Here is a 21,406-nt window from a genome sequence, read left to right on the forward strand (position 1 = left end):
CGTAGGTGGGCTCCCCGAGCCCACCATGCCGGTCACGAATCAGGCGGCGGTCTTCAGCGCCCCACGGCGCAACTGGTCGCGCTCGATCGACTCGAACAACGCCTTGAAGTTACCTTCGCCAAAGCCCTCGTCGCCCTTGCGCTGGATGAATTCGAAGAACACGGGGCCCAGCTGCGTTTCCGAGAAGATCTGCAGCAGCAGGCGTTGCGTGCCCCCTTCGGTCGTGCCGTCGACGAGCAGGCCGCGCGCCTTCAGCGCCTCGACGTCCTGGCCGTGGCCGGGCAGGCGCGTTTCCAGCATCTCGTAATAGGTGGCCGGCGGCGCGGTCATCAGCGGCACGCCCGCGGCGCGCAGGCCGTCGACGGTCGAGAAGATATCGTCCGTGAGCAGCGCGATGTGCTGGATGCCTTCGCCGTTGTACTTGAGCAGGAATTCCTCGATCTGGCCGCCGCCCGCCTTGCCCTCCTCGTTCAGCGGGATGCGGATCATGCCGTCCGGTGCCGTCATCGCCTTCGAGGTCAGGCCCGTGTACTCGCCCTTGATGTCGAAGTAGCGGATCTCGCGGAAGTTGAACAGCTTCTCGTAGAAACCGGCCCAGTACGACATGCGGCCGCGGTAGACGTTGTGCGTGAGGTGGTCGATGAGCTTCAGGCCGTGACCGGCCGGGTGGCGTTCCGTGCCGTCGATCCATTCGAAGTCGATGTCATAGATCGATTTACCGTCTTCGAAGCGGTCGATCAGGTACAGCGGCGCGCCGCCGATGCCCTTGATGGCGGGCAGGCGCAGCTCCATCGGGCCGGTCGGGATGTCCAGCGGCTGGGCGCCCAGCTCGAGCGCGCGCGCGTAGGCTTTATGGGCGTTCTGGACGCGGAAGGCCATGCCGCAGGCCGACGGGCCGTGCTCGGCCGCGAAGTAATAGGCGGCGCTTTTCGGCTCGTTGTTGACGATGAAGTTGATGTCGCCCTGGCGGTACAGCACGACGTCCTTCGAGCGGTGCACGGCCACTTTGGTGAAGCCCAGCGCTTCGAACACGGGCTCCAGCACGCCCGGGGTGGGCGACGCGAATTCCACGAACTCGAAGCCCATCAGCCCCATCGGATTGTCAAACAGGTCGGCCATTGTCTATTCCTCTTCTCATTAAAATGTTCGCGCCTCCCGGCGCGTTCGCCCGTCATTCCGCGAACACGTCGCCAATCAGTCCCCGCAGCCACTGGATGCCGGGATCGTGGTTGAAGCGCCGGTGCCAGAAGACGTTGGTCTGCAACGCCGGCAGGGCGAGCGGCGGCTCGATCCACTTCAGGCCGAACGGGCTTGCCGCGCTTTCGGCCAGTTTTTGCGGCACCGTCACCACCAGCTCGCTCGTGCTGACGATGTACGGCACCGCGGTGAAATGCGGCACCCGGAACCGGGCCCCGGCCGTCACCCCGGCCTTTTCCAGCAATCCATTGATGCGGTCGTAAGGACTCTGGGCCGCATCGACGATCAGGTGCGGCGCCGCCACGAACCGCTCCAGGTCCACCTTGCCCTTCGCCAGCGGATGGTCCTTGCGGAACATGCTCACGAACGGCTGGCGGAACAGCGCGCGGTGGTACAGCGCGTCCGACACGTCCTCGAACGCGCCGATCGCCAGGTCCACCCTGCCCGTCTCCATATCGTCCTTCAGGGTCAGCCCGTTCGCCCGCAGCGACGCGATCTCGACGTTCGGCGCCGCCGTGCGGCAGCGCTCGATCAGTACGGGCATGAAATACACCTCGCCCACGTCCGTCATCGCCAACGTGAAGCGGCGGGCGCTCGTGGCCGGGTCGAAGCGGCTGCGCTGCGACAGGGCCAGTGCCACCTGGGCCATCGCGGCGCCGATCGGCTCGGCCATCTGCTGCGCGAGCGGGGTGGGCTGCATCCCGTGCGCCGTGCGCACGAACAGCTCGTCGCCGAACGTGCGCCGCAGCCGGGCCAGCGCATTGCTAACGGCCGATTGCGTCAGGCCCAGACGCCTTGCGGCGGCCGAGATCTGGCGTTCGCGGTAGACCTCCTGAAATACCGATAACAGATTCAGGTCGATGCTAGAGGGTTCGATCATGCGGGAGATAGGGTTATTGATGGTCTAAATAGTCTACATTTTTGTATTCATCTCGTAAAACCGGCCGCGCTCCTCTAGAGTGTCGTAAACGCCACGCAATCTGGAGAGACCCTTGACCGCTTCATCCGACCGCTACATGTCCGGCTTTGCCAACGAATTCGCGACGGAGGCCCTGCCCGGCGCACTGCCGGCGCACCGCAATTCGCCGCAGCGCGTCGCTTATGGTCTGTACGCGGAACAATTGTCTGGCACGGCGTTCACGGCGCCGCGCAGCCACAACCGCCGCTCGTGGCTGTACCGCATCCGCCCGGCCGCGATGCACGGGCCGTTCGAGGCGATGGGCAATGGCCGCATCGCCGCCGGCTTCGACGGCGTGGCGGCGTCGCCGAACCAGATGCGCTGGAGCCCGCTGCCGATGCCGGACGCGCCCACCGATTTCGTCGACGGCCTCGTGACGATGGCCGGCAACGGCTCGCCAGCCGCGATGTCCGGCTGCGCGATCTACCTCTACGCCGCGAACCGCTCGATGCGCGGGCGCTATTTCTATTCGGCCGACGGCGAGCTGCTGGTCGTGCCGCAGCAGGGGCGCCTCGCCATCGCCACGGAATTCGGCCTGGTCGACGTCGAGCCGCAGGAAATCGCCGTCATCCCGCGCGGCGTGCGATTTGCCATCGACCTGCCGGACGGCGCGGCACGGGGCTATGTCTGCGAGAACTTCGGCGCCCTGCTGCGCCTGCCGGACCTGGGTCCGATCGGCTCGAACGGCCTCGCCAACCCGCGCGATTTCCTGACGCCGGTCGCCCGCTACGAAGACGTCGAGGGCGATTTCGAGCTCGTCGCGAAATTCGGCGGCAACCTGTGGCGCGCGGGCATCCACCATTCGCCGCTGGACGTCGTGGCCTGGCACGGCAACTACGCACCGTACAAATACGACCTGCGCCATTTCAACACGATCGGCTCGATCAGCTACGACCACCCGGACCCGTCGATCTTCCTCGTGCTGCAGGCGCCGTCCGACACGCCGGGCGTCGACACGCTGGATGTCGTGATCTTCCCGCCGCGCTGGCTGGCCGGCGAGGACACGTTCCGCCCGCCCTGGTTCCACCGCAATGTCGCGAGCGAATTCATGGGCCTCGTGCACGGCGCCTACGATGCGAAGGCGGAAGGTTTCGTCCCCGGCGGTGCGAGCCTGCACAACTGCATGAGCGGGCACGGTCCGGACGCGGCCACGTTCGACAAGGCGAGCAGCGCGGACACGAGCCGGCCGCACAAGGTGACGGACACGATGGCGTTCATGTTCGAGACGCGCAATCCGCTGGTGGCGACGCCGTACGCGCTGCAGTCGCCGCAGTTGCAGGGGAATTACCAGGACTGCTGGGCGGGGATTGCCAAGCATTTCAATCCGGCAAAACCTTGAGCGGCTTCTGTGCGACTTGACCCGATACCCTCATGCGATCATGAGCCTCAACCGGCTCACACGGGACCCGCATGGTCGACATCGTCATCATCCTCGCCCTCATCCTGCTCAACGGCGTGTTCTCCATGTCGGAGCTCGCGGTGGTGTCCGCCAAGCGCCTGCGCCTGGAAAAGATGGCCGACGAGGGCCGGCGCGGCGCCGGTACCGCGCTCGACCTGCATGACGATCCGAGCCGCTTCCTCTCCACCGTGCAGGTAGGCATCACCCTCATCGGCATCTTCAACGGCGCGTTCGGCGAAGCGTCGCTCACGGCGCGCCTGACGCCGGCGCTCGCCGGGATGGGCGTACCGGACGGCTATGCGCGGCTCGCCGCGCTCGCGATCGTCGTGGCCGGCATCACGTTCTTCTCGATCGTGCTGGGCGAGCTCGTGCCCAAGCGCATCGCGATCCTGTATCCGGAAACGATGGCGGCCATGATCGCGCGCCCGCTGCAATTCATGGCCCGTCTCGCGCATCCGTTCGTGCGGCTGCTCGCGATGACGACGGACGGGATCATGCGCCTGCTCGGCATGCACCACCACAAGGACGAGACGCCGACCGAGGAAGACGTCACGGGCATGATCAAGGAAAGCACGGACGCGGGTGTGTTCGAGAAGGCGGAGTACGACATCGCCGCGCGCGCCCTGCGGCTCGACGACTGGCACCTGCGCGCGCTGATGACGCCCCGGGTCGACCTGGAATTCCTCGACCTCGACCAGCCGCTGGAACGCAACCTCGCGCGCATCGCGGAATCGCCGTACAGCCGCTTCCCCGTGTACCGCGGCGACCGCTCGCAGGTGCTTGGCATCGTGCGTGCGCGCAACCTGTTCGGCCAGGCGATCCGCACGCAGTCGCTGGCCGGCATCGACATCGAGGCCGCCCTGGAGACGATCTTGTACCTGCCCGAATCGAGCAGCGCCATCGACCTGCTGGAACAATTGAGGCAGCACCGCGCCGAGCTGGCGATGATCGTGGACGAATACGGCGACATCCAGGGCATGATCACGCTGACCGACGTGATGAGCGCGCTCGTGGGCGACGTCACGCCGACGAGCGACCACGGCCAGCCGGACGCCGTCCGGCGCGACGACGGCAGCTGGTTCGTCGACGGCGGCATGGTGCTCGACCGCTTCCGCTACCTCACGGGCGCCGACATCGACTTCCCCGACGAGGACAGCGGCGCCTACCACACGCTGGCCGGCTTCATGCTGTACCAGCTCGCCGTGATTCCCCGCGCGGGCGACCGGCTGGACTGGGAAGGCTGGCGGTTCGAAGTGGTCGACATGGACGGCAACCGCATCGACCGGCTGCTGGCTTTTCATCTGCCTGCGCCGCCGGCGCGCACCTGACGCGGGCGGAACCGGCGGCCTGTTTCACGATCCTATCCACCAAGGAGGTTCCAATGAAGCTGCATACCGTCGCCGGCATGGCCGGCTGCCTGTTCGCTACCGTGGCCGCCGCCCAGCACCCGCAGCCCGCCGGCGCCCCGAAGGCCGGCGACACGCGCGCGCTCGAAGCGGGCGCGAAACTCTTGCAGGGCAATGCGCCGCTGGCCGGGTTCGACATCTACCTGAATGGCTTTCATCCGATGAAGGACCAACCGGAGATGCAGGTCGAGGCCCACCACTTCTGCCGCCAGGTCAACGAGGACTTCGCGCAATGCGCCCTGTTCGACGGCAATACGCGCACGGCCAACCTGAACGGCATCGAATACATCATCTCGGAAAAGCTGTACGGCAGGCTGCCGCCAGACGAGCGCCAGTACTGGCATCCGCACAACGGCGAGATCCTCGGCGGCCAGCTGGTCGCGCCCGGCCTGCCCGAGGCGGCCGAACACGCGCTGATGAAAAAGAAGATGAACAGCTATGGCAAGACGTGGCACGTGTGGAACACGGGCGCCAACGGCAAGCCCGGCGACGCCCTGCCGCTGGGTGCGCCGATGCTCGCGTGGTCGTTCAACCGGGACGGCGAGCTGCTGCCCAACATGCTCGAGGAGCGCGATACCCGCATGAAGATCCACACCGGAGACCGGCGCAAGTCGCGCGCCGACCTGAAGCCGCTCGCGCATCCGCAGGGCGGCGTCGACGCGCTGAAGGGCAAGTTCCCGCGCCAGACGCAGGACATGCCGGGCGTCGTGGACAGCCAGCCCCAGCCGCCGAGCAAATAATCTATTGATTTATAGATTGTGATTTTATAGAATGAGTGCATGGACACCGTCACGACTCTCCCGCCGGACGCCATGCGCGTCGCCGCGGCCCAGGCCGGCGGCCTGCTGAAGGCGCTCGCGAATCCGGATCGCCTGCTGCTGCTGTGCCAGCTCACGCAGGGCGAGCAGCCCGTCGGCGCGCTGGAAGCGGCGCTCGACATCCGCCAGCCCACGCTGTCGCAGCAGCTGGCGGTGCTGCGCCAGGAAGGCCTCGTCGCCACGCGGCGCGACGGCAAGCAGATTTTCTACAGCGTGGCGAGTCCGGAAGCGCTGGCCGTGCTGCGGTTGTTATACCAGCTGTATTGTCCGAAGGAGGACTGATCATGCGGATCGACTGGCTCCATTTCACCCCGTGGGCATCGCTCGCGGGCGGCATACTCATCGGCCTGGCCACGGCCCTGCTCCTGCTGGCCAATGGCCGCGTCGCCGGCATCAGCGGCATCGTCGGCGGCCTGCTGCGACCCAGCCGCGGCGATATTGCGTGGCGCGTCACGTTTATTCTCGGCCTGTTCGCCGCGCCGCTCGTGTGGCTGACCATGCGCGCGATGCCGCCGGCGCAGATCGACCATTCCCCGGCGCTGCTCGCCGTGGGCGGACTGCTCGTGGGAATCGGCACCCGCTTCGGCAACGGCTGCACGAGCGGCCACGGCGTGTGCGGCATCGCGCGCCTGTCGCCCCGCTCGCTGCTGGCCACGGCCTGCTTCATGGCGGCCGGTGTCGTCACCGTCTTCATCGTGCGCCACGTGCTCGGGCGCTGAGGAATCTTTCATGAATCTCGTTACCGCCTTCCTCGCCGGCCTGCTGTTCGGCGGGGGCCTGATCCTGTCCGGCATGAGCAATCCCGCCAAGGTGCTCGCCTTCCTCGACGTGAGCGGCACCTGGGACCCGTCGCTGGTGTTCGTGATGCTCGGGGCCATCCTCGTCGCCGCCCTCGCCTTCCGCTTCGCCCGCACGCGCGTGCGGCCGCTGTTCGGGAGCCATATCCGCGTGCCGGGCGCGGGCCGCATCGACGCGCCGCTCGTCCTGGGCAGCATCACGTTCGGCGTCGGCTGGGGCCTCGTCGGTTATTGCCCCGGTCCGGCGCTGACGGCGCTGGCCGTCGGCGGACGGTCCACCCTCCTGTTCGTTGCGGCGATGGTGGCCGGCATGGCAATATTCGAAGTGGCCGAGCGTATCCGCGCCGGCATCGAGGCCCAACGCGGCGGTACCCGCGCCGCGGCCGGCCCTTCGGGAGAATGAATGCACAACAATCCGATCCAGTTGTTCGACGCCGCGTCGTCGACCTTCACGTACATCCTCGCCGCGCCCGGCAGTGACGCCGCGGTCATCATCGACCCCGTCGACCAGCACGTCGAACGCGACCTCGCCCACCTGCAGCGCCTGGGCCTGCGCCTCGAATACATCCTCGAGACGCACGCCCACGCCGACCACGTGACCTCCGCCGGCCGCCTGCGCCAGCTGACGGGCGCGCGTGCCGCCGTGCCGAGCGGCTGCGGCATCCCGCCCGCCGAAGTGCAGCTGCAGGACGGCGACATCGTCCGCTTCGGCGCCGCCGAGACGATCGCCGTGATCCACACGCCCGGCCACACGGCGGGCAGCATGTGCTACGTCTGGCGCGGCAATGTGTTCACGGGCGATACGCTGCTGATCGACGGCTGCGGCCGCACCGATTTCCAGGGCGGCAGCGCGGCGGCGCTGTACGACAGCATCACGCGCAAGCTGTTCGCACTGCCGGATGCGACGCGCGTGTGGCCGGGGCATGACTACAGGGGCCAGTCGGTGTCGACGATCGGCTGGGAGAAGGCGCACAACGCGCGTGTGTCGGGGCGGTCGCGCGAGGATTTCGTGACGCTGATGGACGGGTTGAACCTGCCGCAGCCGAAGCTGATCGACATCGCCGTGCCGGCGAATCGCAACCTCGGGCTGCCGCACGGCGTCTGATCGGATACCGGGGCCGCCGCCGAACCCGCCCGGCGGCGGCCTAGCCGTTGCGTTGCCGGTGGAGCCGGAACGCGTCGCGAATATTTCTGACCAGTTCGCCATCGTCCCATGGCTTGGTCATGAACTTGAAGAGTTCCCCCTGGTTGACGCTGTCCGTCACCGCCGCGAGATCGGTAAATCCCGACAGGATGATGCGTATCGTATCCGGATAGAGCTCCCTGACGATCCGCATGAACTGGGTTCCCGACATGTTGGGCATGCGCTGGTCGCAAATGATGACCTGCACCTTGTTCAGGGCAAGCAGGTTGAGACCCTCCTGCCCTCCGCTCGCCGTCAACACGCGGTATCCCTCGCGCCGCAGCAGTCGCCTCAGCGTCGACAGGTTGTTGGGTTCGTCGTCGACGATCAGGAGCGTATCTTCATCGACCTGCGGTCCGAGCGTCAGCTGCGTTTTTTCGACGAGCATCGTTTCGAATTGCGCGGCCGGCACCGCCTCGCTGAAGTAAAATCCCTGCAGTTCGTCGCAACGGCGCCGGCGCAGGAATTGCAATTGCCCTTCCGTTTCGACCCCTTCCGCGACCACGCGTAAATGCAGGCTGTGGGCCATCGCAATGACCGCGGTCGCGATCGCCGCATTCCCGGCATTGGCATTGACGTCGCGGATGAACGCGCGATCGATCTTGACCGCGTCGAACGGGAAACGCTGCAGGTGGGCGAGCGAAGAATGCCCGGTGCCGAAATCGTCCAGGGACAACTGGATACCCAGCGCCTTCAAGGCCTGCAGATTCGCCGCGGCCAGCTCCACGTCGTTCATCACCATCGATTCCGTCAGCTCGAATTCGAGATGGTGGGCCGGCAGCTGGTGCCTGGACAGCGCATCCGTCACGTCCTGTACGAATTTTCCATTCCTGAGCTGCGCCGCCGACAGGTTGACCGCGACCGGCACGACGTCGATCTTCCCCTGCAGCCAGCGCGCCTGCTGGGCGCAGACGGTATCGAGAACCCAGTCGCCGATCGGCTCGATCAGCCCAACCTCTTCCGCGAGCGGAATGAAGGTGCCGGGAAACACCAGTCCGCGCTGTGGATGCCGCCAGCGAATCAGGGCTTCCGCGCTGACGACGCGTCCACTCACGAGGTCAACCCGTGGCTGGTAGTACACGACGAATTCCTGCGCATCGAGCGCGTGCAGCAGCTCCGATTCCAGTGCGAGCCTGGCGGCGTGGGAGGCATTCATCGCCGGCGAGTAATACAGATAAGGTTCGCCCAGGCGCTTGGCGCTCTGCAGCGCCGCTTCCGCATGCTTGAGCAGGGTTTCGGCATCGCCGCCATCGCGGGGACACAGCGCCAATCCGGCCCGCGCCTGGACACGTGCTTCGTGCGGCCCCAGCCGGAAATGCTGGTTGATGGTCGCCAGGATGAACTCATCGACGATATGTTCGAGGTCGGCGTCCTGCGCCAGTTCGGCGACGGCGATCGCAAACGTGGCGCCACCGATCCGCGCCACGCTGACACCCCCCGGCAGCGCCTCGTCCAGCCGCTGCGCGACCTGTTTGAGCAGGGCGTCGCCCATGTGGCGTCCGAGTGCGTCGTTCAATTGCGTGAACCGATCGATATTCACCAGGATCGTGCCGACATGCTGTCCCGCCTGCGCCGAGTGGATGAATTGCCCGAGCCTGTCCTCGAACAGCCTGGCGTTCGGCAGTCCGGTCAACACGTCGTAATACGCCAGATAGCTGAGCCGCTCCTTGTTGTCGATGAACTGCAATGCAAAGTTGATGTCACCGACCAGGTCATCGAGGAGCTTGAGTTCCTCCGCATCGAAGAACCCGGCGGTATCGGCAATGAACACCATCACGGCGTCGACGCGACCGGCCGGCGCCAGCGGCAGCGCGGCAACGGCACGCTGCCCTTCCTCGAGCATTTCCCTCGCCAGCGGCGCCAGCCCGGGGTCCGTCGCGACGTCATTGCAAATCACCGCCCGCACTTCGCGCGCCGCCACGCAGGCTGGCCTTGCGCTATCGATACTGTCGGCGCGTAAGGTCAAGTGCACCCGGTCGACGTTGCGCCGTTCGCCGCCGCACCACGCCACGACACGCCCCTCGAGCACATCGGGCTCGAACGCGCCGATCCATGCCGTCTTGAACGCGCCGACGTGCACCGCGATCCGGCAGACCTCGTCGAACAGCTCGTCACGCGTGTGGATCCGGGCGATCGCCGCATTGACACCGCTCGACACGGCGTAGATCCGGCTGAGACGCATGATCTTGTCCTGCGCGAGCAGGCGCTCGGTGACGTCGTGGGCCAGGACGAACCTGCACGCGCGTTCTCCGAACCACAAGGGATGCGACGTGATTTCCACATGAATGACGGAGCCGTCCTTCCTGACATGCCGCCAGATGCCGGACTTTTCGATACTCGGTACCTGCGGCTGCCGCAGGTTGTCGTCCAGCCGCTCGAGATCTTCGCGCAAACGGATATCGCGGAGCGTCATGGCCAGGAATTCCGCTTCCGAATAACCGTAATGGACGATGGCCGCGGCATTGACCGCCATGAAGCGGAACGTTTCGAGGTCATACACCCACATCGGTACTGGATGGGCGTGAAACAGCGCGGAAAATCCGGCGTCTGATGGTTGAATCATGATATTCCTGGCCAGCTGCTTATAAAATACATGCGGGAAGACATCCGCCATGCCGGGACGAGTCCGGTTCAAGATTGCTCGAACCGCCGTGTTTTTGCAAGTCCATATTTTTACGACGAAATCGCGCCTCGATATTCGCGTACGAGTTCGCGATCGCGTGGTCACATCCGCCACCGTTTGCTTTAAAATCCTTGTCTTTTAGCAAGCGGGCACCATGGCTTCCGACCACACCACACTCCACCGCGGCCTCAAGAGCCGGCACATCCAGTTGATGGCCCTCGGCGGCGCCATCGGCACCGGCCTGTTCCTCGGCGTCGCGGAAACGGTCAAGCTGGCCGGTCCGTCCGTCCTGCTCGGCTACGCGGTCGCGGGCCTGGTCGCCTTCCTGATCATGCGCCAGCTGTCCGAGATGATGGTCGACGAACCGGTCGCCGGCTCGTTCGGCCACTTCGCCGACAAATACTGCGGCCGCTTCGCCGGCTTCGTATCGGGCTGGAATTACTGGGTGCTGTATGTGCTCGTCAGCATGGCCGAGCTGTCCGCCGTCGGCATCTACGTGCAGTACTGGTTTCCGGGCGTGCCGACGTGGGTGTCGGCGCTGGGCTGCTTCGTGCTCGCGAACGGCATCAGCCTCATCAACGTGCGCGCGTTCGGCGAGAGCGAGTTCTGGTTTTCCGTCATCAAGGTGGCAGCCATCATCGCGATGATCGTCTATGGCGTGTTCCTGCTCGCGAGCGGCGGGGCGGGACCGCAGGCCGGCGTCAGCAACCTGTGGACGCACGGCGGCTTCTTCGCCCACGGCATCCAGGGTCTCGTGATGTCGATGGCGATCATCATGTTCTCGTTCGGCGGCCTGGAGGTCATCGGCATCACGGCGGCCGAGGCGGCCGATCCGTCCCGCTCGATCCCGCGCGCGACGAACCAGACGCTGTGGCGCATCCTCGTGTTCTACGTCGGCGCGCTGGCCGTGTTGTTGTCGCTGTACCCGTGGGACCAGATCGTGCCCGGCGCCAGCCCGTTCGTGCTGATCTTCAAGGCGCTCGACGCCGGCGTCGTCGCGCACGTGCTGAACGTCGTCGTGCTGACGGCCGCGCTGTCCGTCTACAACAGCTGCGTGTACTCGAACAGCCGCATGCTGTACGGCCTCGCCGTGCAGGGCCACGCGCCGCGCGCGCTGCTGCGCGTGAACGAACGGGGCGTGCCGCTGGCGTCGCTGGCCGTGTCCGCCGTCGCCACCGCGCTGTGCGTGGGGGTCAACTATGCCGTGCCGGGCAAGGCGCTGGGCCTCCTGATGGGTCTCGCCGTCGCCGGCATGCTGATCAACTGGGCGATGATCAGCTGGTCGCACCTGCGCTTCCGCGCCGCCAGGCAGGCCGCCGGCGAGCGCACGGCGTTCCCGAGCCCCCTCTACCCGCTCACGAACTGGGCGTGCCTGCTGTATCTCGGCGGGATCGTCGCGATCATGTATGCGACGCCGGAACTGCGCGTCTCGGTGTGGATGATTCCGGCCTGGCTCGTCGTGCTGGCGATCGGCTACCGCGTGGCCGAGGGCCGGCGCGCGCGCATCGCCCGCGCGACTTCGTGATCACGGGCGCCGGTCCGGTCGCGCAACGTCGTACAGGGATGAGTGTGGACATGGACCAGTGATACACTCCGCGTTCACGAACTCCGAACACTTGCGAGCCCAGCATGGAACAACAGGAATTCCTCGATGCGCTGAAAGCGGAAGGTTATGCGGACCCGGTCCTCGTCGAACGCGCGCCGAACGGCACGCTGGCCGATCATGCGCATCCGTTCGAAGCGAAGGCGCTGATCCTGAAAGGCGAGATCCGCCTGCACGCGGGCGGCGAGATCAAGATCTACCGGGCCGGCGACGTGTTCCACCTGCGCCGCGACGAGCCGCATCGCGAGAGTTACGGGCCCGAGGGCGTGGCCTATCTATCGGGGCGGCGGTAGGGTGGGCACCCTGTGCCCACGCGTCACGCCGACAATCTGCACACTGCGCCCGTGGGCTCGGGGAGCCCACCCTACGTCTGTTCTTCGGCCAGCACGAGCACGGGCTGCGCGCCGGCCGCGCGGAACACGATGGCGAAGCAGTCGAACCAGTCCTGCGGATCGGAGCACCCGTCGGCCAGCATCGCCCGGTACGCGTCTTCCGCGCGGTATGCGTACGCGACCACGACTTCACCCGCCGCATTGGCGAACCAGCCCTCGTCGTCCGCGCGCGGCCGCACGCCGTCGCCATGACGGCCATGCCAGCCGTGCTGCGCCGGATCGAACAACAGCACCTCGCGCCCGCACACGGGGCACGCGGCATGCACGGGCGCGACGGGTGCCGCGACCGTCTTGCGGCCGAACAGCCCGCGCCGCTCGCGCCGCCGCGCCGTGCGCAATTTCAGTTCCCAGCTGCCGCAGGGGCAGCCGAGCCGGCGCGCGAGGACGTCCGGGCCGTGCGGCACCCCGCGCACGGCGGGTGCCGTGACGCTGGCCAGCATGAACGGCGCCAGGTTGGCCGGAATGCGGGCACCGAGCAGGGCGATGAGGTCGGACACGGTCCGGATCCGTTATCAGAAGTACTTGGATAGATAGTACACGCCGGAGTCCGGGAACACGGTCGCCACACGCTTGCCGGCGAGGCGCGGTAGCAGGTGCGCGATGCCGGCCGCGACGCAGCCGCTGGACCCGCCCGCCAGGATGCCCTCTTCCGCCGCCAGCCGGCGGCACCAGTCGAGCGCGTCGTCGTCGGCCACCTGCACGACGTCGTCGACGATCGCGGGGTCGAAGCTGCCGGACGGCTGGTGTTTGCCCACGCCTTCGACGACGCTGGCGAACTCCCCGTCGGCGGGCGTGTCCGTGACGAGCTTGCGGTACGCCGAGTTGCGGGGCTCCACGCCGAGCACGACGAGGTCCCGCTTCTGTTCCTTCAGGTAGCGGCCGATGCCGGAGATCGTCCCGCCCGAGCCGATGCCGCACACGAACACGTCGATCTCGCCCGCGAGCTGGCGCCACAGTTCCGGCCCCGTGTCGCGGTAATGGGCTTCGCGGTTCAGCGCGGAGCGGTACTGGTCGAGGAGGTGGACGTTGTCGCCCTGCGCGAGGCGCTCGGCCACGGCCTGGTAACCGGCCGCGGGGTCGAGGCCGTCGTCCGGCGCACACAGGTGCACCTCGGCCCCGTAGGCGCGGATGCGCTTGATCTTTTCGATGCTCGTGGTCTGCGGCACGGTCACGTCGCATTGCAGGCCCAGCACGGCACTGGCCATCGCGAGCGCGGCGCCCGTGTTGCCGGACGAGCTCTCGACGACGCGGTCCGTCCCGGCCGGCAGGCTCTTGAGCATGTGCCGGACCATGCGGTCCTTGATGCTGCCGCCCGGATTCATGTATTCGAGCTTCGCAACCACGTCGTAGCCGGGGAACAGGCGGCCCAGCCTGACGACGGGCGTGTTGCCGATCGCGTCCAGCACGGAAGATTTGACTTGGGATTCCACGCCGCTCCTTTCAGTGAGATTGCCGCCGAGAAAGGCTAACACAACAATCCGCCGCATGGCGTCGGATTGAGACGGTCCCTACCTTAACCGGATCGGGTGCGTTCCCGCAAGACATTCGGCGTGCCGGTGCGGTCTATCGGGTTCGTCCGGGCAATTACCGTGTCCGCGTGACAATGCGTGTATTTATGGGGCATGTTCCTTTGCTAAGCTCGCGGTTCTTGATAACGATCGCAAAGGATGTCCGGATGCCCTTCCTGTTTCGCGCCACGGTGCTCGCCGCTGCCCTGGCCACGCTGCTGCCCGCCACAGCCGCCGTCGACCTCAACGCCCGCGTTCCCGTCGGGCCGCAGGTCAAGGTCGGCAAGCTGGCGAACGGCCTGACCTATTACATCCAGAAGAACGGCAAGCCCGAGCACCGGGTCGAGCTGCGGCTCGTGGTGAAGGCCGGCTCCGTGCTCGAGGACGATGACCAGCAGGGTCTCGCCCACATGGTCGAACACCTCGCCTTCAACGGTTCCACGCACTTCAAGAAACAGGAACTGGTCTCGTACCTGCAATCGATCGGCGTGAAATTCGGCGCCGACCTGAACGCCTACACGGGCCTGGACGAGACGGTCTACATGCTCCCCGTGCCGACCGACCGCAAGGAGAACGTGGAGACGGCCTTCACGGTGCTGGAAGACTGGGCGCACGGCGTCACGCTGGCTGCGGACGACATCGACAAGGAGCGCGCGATCGTGCTCGAGGAAGCGCGCCTGCACAAGGGCGCGCAGGAGCGCCTGCGCAAGGCGCTCGCGCCGAAGCTGTACAACGGCTCGCGCTATGCGCTGCGCGAGCCGATCGGCAAGGAAGACGTGATCCGCACCGCGCAGCCGGAAGCGCTGCGCCGCTTCTACCGCGACTGGTACCGGCCGGACCTGATGGCCGTGATCGTCGTCGGCGACATCGAGCCGGCCGAGGCCGAGCGCCTGGTCAAGGCGCACTTCGCCGGGCTGACCAATCCGCCGCAGCCGCGCCCCCGGACGTACGCCGACATTCCCGCACGAACGGGGACGGAAGCGTTCGTGTTCGCCGACGAGGAAATGCCCCGCAGTGCCGTCGAGCTCAACTATCCCGTCCGGCTCGAGCCGGACCTCGGGACCTACGGGAGCTACCGCGCCAAGGTCGTGGACAACCTCGCGGCCATCCTGCTGAGCCTGCGGTTGGGCGAGCTGACGCAGCAGGCGAATCCGCCCTTCCTCGGCGCGGGCGGCCGCACCACCCCGGTGAGCGCGCGCCACAAGGCGTTCTCCGTCAGCGCCGTTGTGGGTGCGGGTGGCGTGGTCCCGGCCGTCGCGGCCGTCGAGCAGGAAATGCACCGGGTCCGCCAGTTCGGATTCAGCGAAGCGGAGCTGGCGCGTGTCCGCAAAGTCGTCCTGAATGGGATGGAAAGCGCGGTCAAGCAACGGGACACGACGGATTCCGGGCGGTACGTTGCCGAATACCAGCGCAATTTCCTCGCCGGCGAGAGCATCCCGGGCATCGAGGCCGAGTTCCATCTCGTGCAGGAATTGCTGCCGGGGATCACGGTGGCCGATCTCAATGCGGCCGCCCGCAAGGCGTTCCCGGAGGATGCCGGCAAGCTCGTCGTGTTCGCCGGCAATACGAAGACCGGCCCCGCGCCCACGACGGATCAATTGCTGGCGGCCGACGCGGCCGCCGCGCAGGCCACGGTCACCGACCGCGCCGAGAAGAAGGTCGCGCAACGCCTGATGGACCGTCCCGCCACGCCCGGCCGCATCGTGACCGAAACGCGCGACGAGACGCTCGGCCTGACCCGGCTGACCTTGTCGAACGGGGTGCAGGTCGTCCTCAAGCCGACCGCCTTCCGCAAGGACGAGGTGCTGCTGGGCGCGGTGCGCTACGGCGGCCAGACGCTGGTCGACGAGAAGGACCTGCCGAACGCGCGCGCCGCCACGGGGCTGGCCATGTCGATGGGCATCAAGGACTTCGCGCCCACGGACCTGATGAAGATGCTCGCGGGCCGGCGCGCGGCGGTGACGCTCGGGATGTCCGACTACACGGACGAGATCGGCGGCCAGTCGGCCAGCGGTGCCGAAGACCTGGAGACGATGTTCCAGATGCTGTGGTTGCGTTTCGACGGCGTGCGGCGCGACGAATCCCTGTACAAGGCGTACATGGGCGCGCTCGGCGACATGGTGCGCAACCGCGCGGCCGCCCCCGAACAGCGCTTCGCCGAAGCGGTCGCCGACACGCTCTATGGCCGTCATCCGTACGAAGGGCGTATGCCCACGCAGGAAGACCTCGGCAAGATCGACCTCGACCGCAGTCTCGCCGTGTACCGCCAGCGCTTCGCCAGCGCGAAGGGCCTGACGTTCGTCGTCGTCGGCGACTTCGATCCGGCAACCATCAAGCCGCTCGTGACCGCCTACCTCGGCACGTTGCCGACGCCCGACCTGCCGCTCGCCTACCGCGACGTCGGCCTGCGCATCGCGCCAGGTGTCGTCAAGAAGGAAGTCCACGCGGGCACGGAGCCCAAGAGCGTCGTGTCGCTGACGTTTTCCGGTCCGGCGGCCTGGTCGCCGGCCGAGGCGCTGCGCATGAATGCGCTCATCGAGGTGATGAATTTGCGTGTGAACGCGGTGTTGCGCGAGAAGCTCGGCCTGATCTATTCGGGCCAGATGGCCGGCGCGGTGCAGCGCATCCCGTACCAGCACTACGAAATCAGCACGCAGCTGCCGACCGGCCCCGAAAAGGTCGACAAGCTCGTCGCCGCCCTGTTCGCGGAGATCGACAGCGTCAAGGCCAACGGCCCGACGCAGGCGGAACTCGACAAGGTCAAGGCCAACTGGCGCGTGGTCCACGAGCGTTCGGAGCACGAGAACGGGTACTGGCTGCAGAGCGTGAAAGTGTCCCTGCTCGACGGTACGCCGCTGTCGCACCTGCTGACGGTCATGGACGAGGTCGACGCACTGACGGTGGCCGACGTGCGTACGGCCGCGCAGCGCTACTTCGACAAGGACAACTATGTCCAGGTCGTCCTGCTGCCCGAGGCCGACGTGAAGACGGCCAGCAAGTAGGTCTGGTGGCGGGCATGGCCGCGGGCGGTAAAGGTGCATTTCGGATGCACCTTTGCTAGAATGTCGGGCATCACGTTGTTCCCGAGCGAGCCATGCCTTCCCCCACCATCACCGAATCGTCGATCATCCGCCTGGTCGACACGTTTTACGCGCGCGTGCGCGACGATGCCGTGCTGTCCCCCGTGTTCGAAGCGAAACTCGCCGGACGGTGGCACGAGCACATGCCGCGGATGTATGCGTTCTGGACCAAGGTCCTGCTCGGCACGGGCGAATTCCAGGGGAATGTCTTCGGCAAGCACATGGCCCTCTCGGGTATCGAGACGGAACACTTCGTCCGCTGGCTCACACTGTTCCGGCTGACGGCCATCGACGTGTTCGGCATCGACGGCGCGACCGAGGCGATGGAGGTGGCCCAGCGCATCGCGTCGAGCCTGCAACTGGGATTTTTCGGCGATATTCGCGTTCGAGGCGACCTCTCAGGCGCGGCGTGACGCGTCACGCCGCTCGGCCACCGCGGCCAGCAGCGCCTGCTTCAGCTGCAGGTCCGTGAACGGTTTCGTCAGCACCCGCGCCGTGACGTCCGCCGCGCCCGCGACCAGGCTGCCGTAGCCGGACGCGAACACGATCGCCACGCCCGGATGGCTTTCCACGATGCGGCGGGCGAGCGTGAGGCCGTCCAGGTCGGGCAGGCTGTAGTCGACGACGGCCGCGTGATAGCGGTCGCGCGCCAGCAGCGCCAGCGCGTCCCGGGCCGTGGCCGCCTCGTCGGCCTGGAAGCCCGCCGCCTGCAGGATGTCGCGGTACAGCTCGCGGGCCTGGGCATCGTCTTCGATCAGCAGCACGCGCAGGCCCGCGGACACCGCCTGGCGCGGCGCCGGCGCGGCCGGTGCCGGCTCGGACATCGCCTCCTTCGCGCCCAGCAGCTGGCGCACCTTAGACGCCAGCTTCTCGCGGCGGTAGGGCTTGGACAGCAGTTCCACGCCCGGGTCGAGGCGCCCGCCGTGGATGATCGCGTTCTGCGTGTAGCCGGACGTGTACAGGACCTTCATGTCCGGCAGCAGAGCGCGCGCCTGGCGCACCATGTCCGTCGTCTTCAGCTTGCCCGGCATGACGACGTCGGTGAACAGCAGGTCGCAGCGCACGCCCGCCTTCATCACGGCCAGCGCCGACTCGGCATTGTCGGCGCGCAGCACCTGGTAGCCCAGCTCGGACAGCATGCCGACGACGGTCGCCTGGACGTTCGGATCGTCCTCGACGACGAGAATCGTCTCCGTGCCGCCGCGCACCTCGTTCGCGACCGGTTCCGGCAGCGTCTGCTCCGCCTCGAGCACGCGCGGGAAATAGGCCTTGATCGTCGTGCCGTGGCCCACTTCGCTGTAGATACGGAAGTGGCCGCCGCTCTGCTTGACGAAGCCGAACGCCATCGACAGGCCGAGGCCCGTCCCCTGCCCTTCGCCCTTGGTCGTGAAGAACGGTTCGATGGCGCGGTCAAGCACCTCCGGCGTCATGCCGGTGCCCGTGTCGGAGATCGCGAGCAGCACGTACTGGCCCGGCGGCACTTCGTGCGCGGCGCTGACGTAGGTGTCGTCGAGCACCGTGTTGGACAGTTCGACCGTCAGCTTGCCGCCGCCCGGCATCGCGTCGCGCGCATTGATGGCCAGGTTCAGCACGACGTTTTCCAGCTGGTGCGGGTCGAGCGTCGTGTTCCACAGAGACGCCGAGACGACGGTCTCGACTTCCACGTGTTCGCCGACGGCGCGGCGCACGAGGTCTTCCATGTTGCGCACGACGCGGCCCGGGTTCAGCACGCAGGGCCGCAGCGGCTGGCGGCGCGCGAACGCGAGCAGCTGCGACGACAGCTTGGCGCCGCGGTCGACGGCGGCCAGCGCCATCTGCACATGCCGCAGCGCGGCCGGCAGCCCGGCCACGGTCCCGCCCAGCAGCTGCAGGCTGCCGCCGATCACCTGCAGGATGTTGTTGAAGTCGTGGGCGACGCCGCCCGTCAGCTTGCCGACCGCTTCCAGGCGCTGGGCATGCTGCAGGGCCTGGCGCGCCTCTTCCAGCTGCACGCGCTGCGTGACGTCGCGCGTGATCTTGGCGAAGCCGACGAGGCGGCCGTCCGCGTCGCGGATGGCGTCCACGACGACGTCGGCGCGGAAGCGCGTGCCATCCTTGCGCACCCGCACGCCCTCGCCATGGTAGCGCCCCTGTTCGCGCGCCGTCGCGAGCACGCGGTCCGGCAGCCCGTCGTTCCGGTCTTCGTCCGTGTAGAAGCGGCCGAAGTGCGTGCCGATGACTTCGTCCGCCGTGTACCCCTTGATGTTGCGTGCGCCCGCGTTCCACGTCGTCACGAGGCCTTCCGGGGACAGCATGTAGATGGCGTAGTCGATCACGCCGTCGACGAGCAGGCGGAATTGCTCCTCGCTGCGGCGCAGCGCTTCGCGCGCCAGCTTCTTGTCGCTGATGTCGCGCGTGATCTTGGCAAAGCCGAGCAACTGGCCGTCGTCGTCGAGGATCGGGTCGATGACGACGGAGGCCCAGAAATGGCTGCCGTCCTTGCGCACGCGCCAGCCTTCCGCCTCGAACCGTCCTGTTTCCAGCGCCGTGGCGAGCGCCCGTTCCGGCAGGCCGGAGGCGCGGTCGGCCGGCGTGTAGAAGCGCGAGAAATGCTGACCCAGGATCTCGGCCTCCGTGTACCCCTTGAAGCGCCGCGCGCCGGCATTCCAGCTCGCGACCGTGCCGTCGGGATTCAGCATGTAGATCGCGTAATCGGCGACCCGCTCGATCAACAATTGCATGCGGCGCTTCGTGGTGAGGTCGGAAGTCATATCGGAAAAGGTCAAACGTTCATGATCTGATTATAACATTGTGGAAATACTCATGCACATCATGAAACGTTTATGGCTGTGTTGACAACATTGCGTGTCCGATCACGCTTTCCGATACAATGCGGACGACCACTTCACGGAGAACGTCATGTCGGGCTACAGCATCAACATCGAAGAAAAAACACTTGCCGGGAATAATTTCCGGGAAGTCCTCTACACGACCCAGCGCAGCCAGCTGGTCATCATGACCCTGCAGCCCGGCGAGGAAATCGGCCTCGAAAGGCACGAGGGCCACGACCAGTTCATCCGCATCGAAGCCGGCCAGGGCGTCGCGATCCTGGATGGCGAGGAGCACAAGCTCGAGGACGGCGTCGCCGTCGTCGTCCCGGCCGGCACCGAGCACAACGTCATCAACACCTCGAGCGGCGAGCCGATGCGCCTGTACACGCTGTACACCCCGCCCGAGCATCCGGACGGCATCGTCCATGCGACCAAGGCCGAGGCGGACGACTACGAACAACAGCACGGCCACTGATTCCACGCCGGCCTATCCTTTGCAGGCGAGGCCGTAGCGCGTCATCGTACAGGCGCGCTCGATACACCGGCGCGCGTCGTAGCCGTGGGCCCGGCATTGCATCAGCGTCTCTTCGCGGCGCTGGCGCGGCGACGGGTCGGCGGCGACCGGAGGCGTCGCTCTGGTTGCCGTGCGGCGCGCCTTCGCGGCGCCCTGTTTCTTCACTGCCGTCCTCGTGCGCGCCGTGCGCCGGGGCGGCGTGACGTCGACCGGGGCCGCGGCAGGCGCCTCGTCCTCGACGATGGGGGCGACGGGCTCATCGGGCACCGGCTTCACGGGTTCCGGCGTGACGGCGGGCTGCACCGGCACCGGTGCGGGCGCCGGTGCGCGGGCAACGAAGGCCGCCGCGGCCGGCGGCTGCCCTGCCGGTGACGTGTTCGCCACGACGACGAGCGCATCCTCGACCCGGTTTTCCTCGTACAGCCACAAGCCGCCCGCCGCCAGGCCGGCCAGCAGGCCGCCCGCGATGCTCCACGTGACGAGGCGGCGTTTCCACATGCTCGTCCAGGCCGGCGTGTCGCGCGCCGCCGCTTCCTCGCGCAGGCGCGCGGCGAGCCACTCCGCTTCGATGTCCGGCTGCACGGGGCGCGGGATCGTGCCCGTGTCGGCGCGCGGCGGCGGAATGTGATCGGCGAGCGGCGGCGGCTCGGGAGGGGGCGGCGGGCCCAGGGGCTGGCGGGCCGCGGCGCCGGGCACGGTGGGCTCGTCGAGGGGCACGGCGGCCTCGTCGACGGGCACGGTGGCCTCGTCGACGGGCACGGTGGCCTCGTCGACGGGCGGCGGCGCTGTTGGCCGCGCCGTCCGTGCTTGCGCGATGCGGTCGGCCAGCGCTTCGATCGCGACGCCCTTGCCGCGCGCCGAGACTTCCGGCGCGCGTTGCTCCGGCCCGGGGTCGGCCTTCTGGACGGCCGCGCCGGCTTCGGCCCGCTGCGAACCGGGGCCGTGCCAGACGGCCGGCCGCCGGCGCGGCGCGGCCTGAGATGGCGGCGGAGATGGCGGCGCCGACGGTGCCGAGCCGCTTTCCTGGAAGTCTTGCAACAATTGGGTCTTCATGGTGCAGTGCGCAATTCCGGATCCCGGAGGAGCAGTGTACCGAATTCAACCCAAGCGCGGAGCGC

Annotated in this window: 19 protein-coding genes; 12 read left to right on the forward strand and 7 right to left on the reverse strand. The window is 67.3% G+C overall.

Features of this window, described 5'->3' with window-relative positions; genetic code table 11:
* Window positions 1-39: 39 nt before the first annotated feature.
* Window positions 40-1,119 carry a 4-hydroxyphenylpyruvate dioxygenase gene (gene hppD, locus ACEN98_RS31350; protein WP_413388741.1) on the reverse strand — a complete coding sequence of 360 codons (1,080 nt, stop codon included), beginning with the start codon at window positions 1,117-1,119 and terminating at the stop codon, window positions 40-42.
* 52 nt (window positions 1,120-1,171) lie between these two features.
* Complete coding sequence (locus ACEN98_RS31355; RefSeq protein ID WP_413388742.1) at window positions 1,172-2,077, reverse strand: LysR family transcriptional regulator; 906 nt, start codon at window positions 2,075-2,077, stop codon at window positions 1,172-1,174.
* 136 nt (window positions 2,078-2,213) lie between these two features.
* Between ACEN98_RS31355 and hmgA the strand changes: the two genes are divergently transcribed.
* The 7 genes from hmgA (at window position 2,214) to ACEN98_RS31390 (ending at window position 7,680) form a co-directional block, all read left to right on the forward strand.
* Window positions 2,214-3,494: a homogentisate 1,2-dioxygenase gene (gene hmgA / locus ACEN98_RS31360; protein WP_413389119.1), complete on the forward strand. Its 1,281-nt coding sequence runs from the start codon at window positions 2,214-2,216 to the stop codon at window positions 3,492-3,494.
* A gap of 71 nt (window positions 3,495-3,565) precedes the next feature.
* The gene (locus ACEN98_RS31365; protein WP_413388743.1) at window positions 3,566-4,882 is read left to right on the forward strand and encodes a hemolysin family protein; all 1,317 of its coding nucleotides are present in this window, start codon (window positions 3,566-3,568) and stop codon (window positions 4,880-4,882) included.
* A 53-nt stretch (window positions 4,883-4,935) separates the two neighbouring features.
* Complete coding sequence (locus tag ACEN98_RS31370) at window positions 4,936-5,700, forward strand: OBAP family protein (protein WP_413388744.1); 765 nt, start codon at window positions 4,936-4,938, stop codon at window positions 5,698-5,700.
* 39 nt (window positions 5,701-5,739) lie between these two features.
* Window positions 5,740-6,060, forward strand: coding sequence for a metalloregulator ArsR/SmtB family transcription factor (locus ACEN98_RS31375; protein ID WP_413388745.1), 321 nt, complete (start codon window positions 5,740-5,742; stop codon window positions 6,058-6,060).
* A gap of 2 nt (window positions 6,061-6,062) precedes the next feature.
* The gene (locus ACEN98_RS31380; RefSeq protein ID WP_413388746.1) at window positions 6,063-6,497 is read left to right on the forward strand and encodes a YeeE/YedE family protein; all 435 of its coding nucleotides are present in this window, start codon (window positions 6,063-6,065) and stop codon (window positions 6,495-6,497) included.
* A gap of 10 nt (window positions 6,498-6,507) precedes the next feature.
* Window positions 6,508-6,978, forward strand: coding sequence for a DUF6691 family protein (locus ACEN98_RS31385; protein WP_413388747.1), 471 nt, complete (start codon window positions 6,508-6,510; stop codon window positions 6,976-6,978).
* Window positions 6,979-7,680 carry an MBL fold metallo-hydrolase gene (locus ACEN98_RS31390; protein WP_413388748.1) on the forward strand — a complete coding sequence of 234 codons (702 nt, stop codon included), beginning with the start codon at window positions 6,979-6,981 and terminating at the stop codon, window positions 7,678-7,680.
* Window positions 7,681-7,720: 40 nt separating this feature from the next.
* Here the strand turns inward: ACEN98_RS31390 and ACEN98_RS31395 are convergent, their stop codons facing one another.
* Window positions 7,721-10,393, reverse strand: coding sequence for an EAL domain-containing protein (locus tag ACEN98_RS31395; protein WP_413388749.1), 2,673 nt, complete (start codon window positions 10,391-10,393; stop codon window positions 7,721-7,723).
* Between the two features lie 142 nt (window positions 10,394-10,535).
* On the opposite strand from ACEN98_RS31395, the gene ACEN98_RS31400 reads away from it, so the two are divergent.
* Both ACEN98_RS31400 and ACEN98_RS31405 read left to right on the forward strand, forming a co-directional pair.
* Entirely contained in the window at window positions 10,536-11,906 is a 1,371-nt protein-coding gene (locus tag ACEN98_RS31400; RefSeq protein ID WP_413388750.1) for an amino acid permease, read from the forward strand.
* 104 nt (window positions 11,907-12,010) lie between these two features.
* Entirely contained in the window at window positions 12,011-12,277 is a 267-nt protein-coding gene (locus tag ACEN98_RS31405; protein ID WP_413388751.1) for a cupin domain-containing protein, read from the forward strand.
* Window positions 12,278-12,348: 71 nt separating this feature from the next.
* On the opposite strand, the gene ACEN98_RS31410 is transcribed toward ACEN98_RS31405, so the two are convergent.
* The gene (locus ACEN98_RS31410) at window positions 12,349-12,873 is read right to left on the reverse strand and encodes a hypothetical protein (protein WP_413388752.1); all 525 of its coding nucleotides are present in this window, start codon (window positions 12,871-12,873) and stop codon (window positions 12,349-12,351) included.
* A 15-nt stretch (window positions 12,874-12,888) separates the two neighbouring features.
* On the reverse strand, window positions 12,889-13,806 hold the full coding sequence (locus ACEN98_RS31415) for a PLP-dependent cysteine synthase family protein (protein ID WP_413388753.1): 918 nt from the start codon (window positions 13,804-13,806) through the stop codon (window positions 12,889-12,891).
* Window positions 13,807-14,051: 245 nt separating this feature from the next.
* Between ACEN98_RS31415 and ACEN98_RS31420 the strand changes: the two genes are divergently transcribed.
* On the forward strand, window positions 14,052-16,886 hold the full coding sequence (locus ACEN98_RS31420) for a M16 family metallopeptidase (RefSeq protein ID WP_413388754.1): 2,835 nt from the start codon (window positions 14,052-14,054) through the stop codon (window positions 16,884-16,886).
* A gap of 92 nt (window positions 16,887-16,978) precedes the next feature.
* Entirely contained in the window at window positions 16,979-17,377 is a 399-nt protein-coding gene (locus tag ACEN98_RS31425) for a group III truncated hemoglobin (RefSeq protein WP_413388755.1), read from the forward strand.
* Here the strand turns inward: ACEN98_RS31425 and ACEN98_RS31430 are convergent.
* The gene (locus ACEN98_RS31430; protein ID WP_413388756.1) at window positions 17,363-19,684 is read right to left on the reverse strand and encodes a PAS domain S-box protein; all 2,322 of its coding nucleotides are present in this window, start codon (window positions 19,682-19,684) and stop codon (window positions 17,363-17,365) included. The two genes, ACEN98_RS31425 and ACEN98_RS31430, sit on opposite strands and share 15 nt — an antisense overlap.
* Before the next feature lie 178 nt (window positions 19,685-19,862).
* Between ACEN98_RS31430 and ACEN98_RS31435 the strand changes: the two genes are divergently transcribed.
* Entirely contained in the window at window positions 19,863-20,249 is a 387-nt protein-coding gene (locus ACEN98_RS31435; protein ID WP_413388757.1) for a cupin domain-containing protein, read from the forward strand.
* Window positions 20,250-20,261: 12 nt separating this feature from the next.
* Here the strand turns inward: ACEN98_RS31435 and ACEN98_RS31440 are convergent, their stop codons facing one another.
* Complete coding sequence (locus ACEN98_RS31440) at window positions 20,262-21,341, reverse strand: hypothetical protein (protein ID WP_413388758.1); 1,080 nt, start codon at window positions 21,339-21,341, stop codon at window positions 20,262-20,264.
* Between the last annotated feature and the right edge of the window lie 65 nt (window positions 21,342-21,406).

It is taken from the genome of Massilia sp. CT11-137 (assembly GCF_047302885.1).
GTDB classification, from domain to species: domain Bacteria; phylum Pseudomonadota; class Gammaproteobacteria; order Burkholderiales; family Burkholderiaceae_D; genus Telluria; species Telluria orientalis.

Coding starts and splice junctions, on each gene's coding strand:
- ACEN98_RS31385 (WP_413388747.1), top strand. CDS start 6,508: ATGAATCTCGTTACCGCCTTCCTCGCCGGCCTGCTGTTCGGCGGGGGC.
- ACEN98_RS31390 (WP_413388748.1), top strand. CDS start 6,979: ATGCACAACAATCCGATCCAGTTGTTCGACGCCGCGTCGTCGACCTTC.
- ACEN98_RS31420 (WP_413388754.1), top strand. CDS start 14,052: ATGCCCTTCCTGTTTCGCGCCACGGTGCTCGCCGCTGCCCTGGCCACG.
- hmgA (WP_413389119.1), top strand. CDS start 2,214: ATGTCCGGCTTTGCCAACGAATTCGCGACGGAGGCCCTGCCCGGCGCA.
- ACEN98_RS31370 (WP_413388744.1), top strand. CDS start 4,936: ATGAAGCTGCATACCGTCGCCGGCATGGCCGGCTGCCTGTTCGCTACC.
- ACEN98_RS31405 (WP_413388751.1), top strand. CDS start 12,011: ATGGAACAACAGGAATTCCTCGATGCGCTGAAAGCGGAAGGTTATGCG.
- ACEN98_RS31365 (WP_413388743.1), top strand. CDS start 3,566: ATGGTCGACATCGTCATCATCCTCGCCCTCATCCTGCTCAACGGCGTG.
- ACEN98_RS31375 (WP_413388745.1), top strand. CDS start 5,740: ATGGACACCGTCACGACTCTCCCGCCGGACGCCATGCGCGTCGCCGCG.
- hppD (WP_413388741.1), bottom strand. CDS start 1,119: ATGGCCGACCTGTTTGACAATCCGATGGGGCTGATGGGCTTCGAGTTC.
- ACEN98_RS31435 (WP_413388757.1), top strand. CDS start 19,863: ATGTCGGGCTACAGCATCAACATCGAAGAAAAAACACTTGCCGGGAAT.
- ACEN98_RS31400 (WP_413388750.1), top strand. CDS start 10,536: ATGGCTTCCGACCACACCACACTCCACCGCGGCCTCAAGAGCCGGCAC.
- ACEN98_RS31355 (WP_413388742.1), bottom strand. CDS start 2,077: ATGATCGAACCCTCTAGCATCGACCTGAATCTGTTATCGGTATTTCAG.
- ACEN98_RS31380 (WP_413388746.1), top strand. CDS start 6,063: ATGCGGATCGACTGGCTCCATTTCACCCCGTGGGCATCGCTCGCGGGC.
- ACEN98_RS31440 (WP_413388758.1), bottom strand. CDS start 21,341: ATGAAGACCCAATTGTTGCAAGACTTCCAGGAAAGCGGCTCGGCACCG.
- ACEN98_RS31425 (WP_413388755.1), top strand. CDS start 16,979: ATGCCTTCCCCCACCATCACCGAATCGTCGATCATCCGCCTGGTCGAC.
- ACEN98_RS31430 (WP_413388756.1), bottom strand. CDS start 19,684: ATGCAATTGTTGATCGAGCGGGTCGCCGATTACGCGATCTACATGCTG.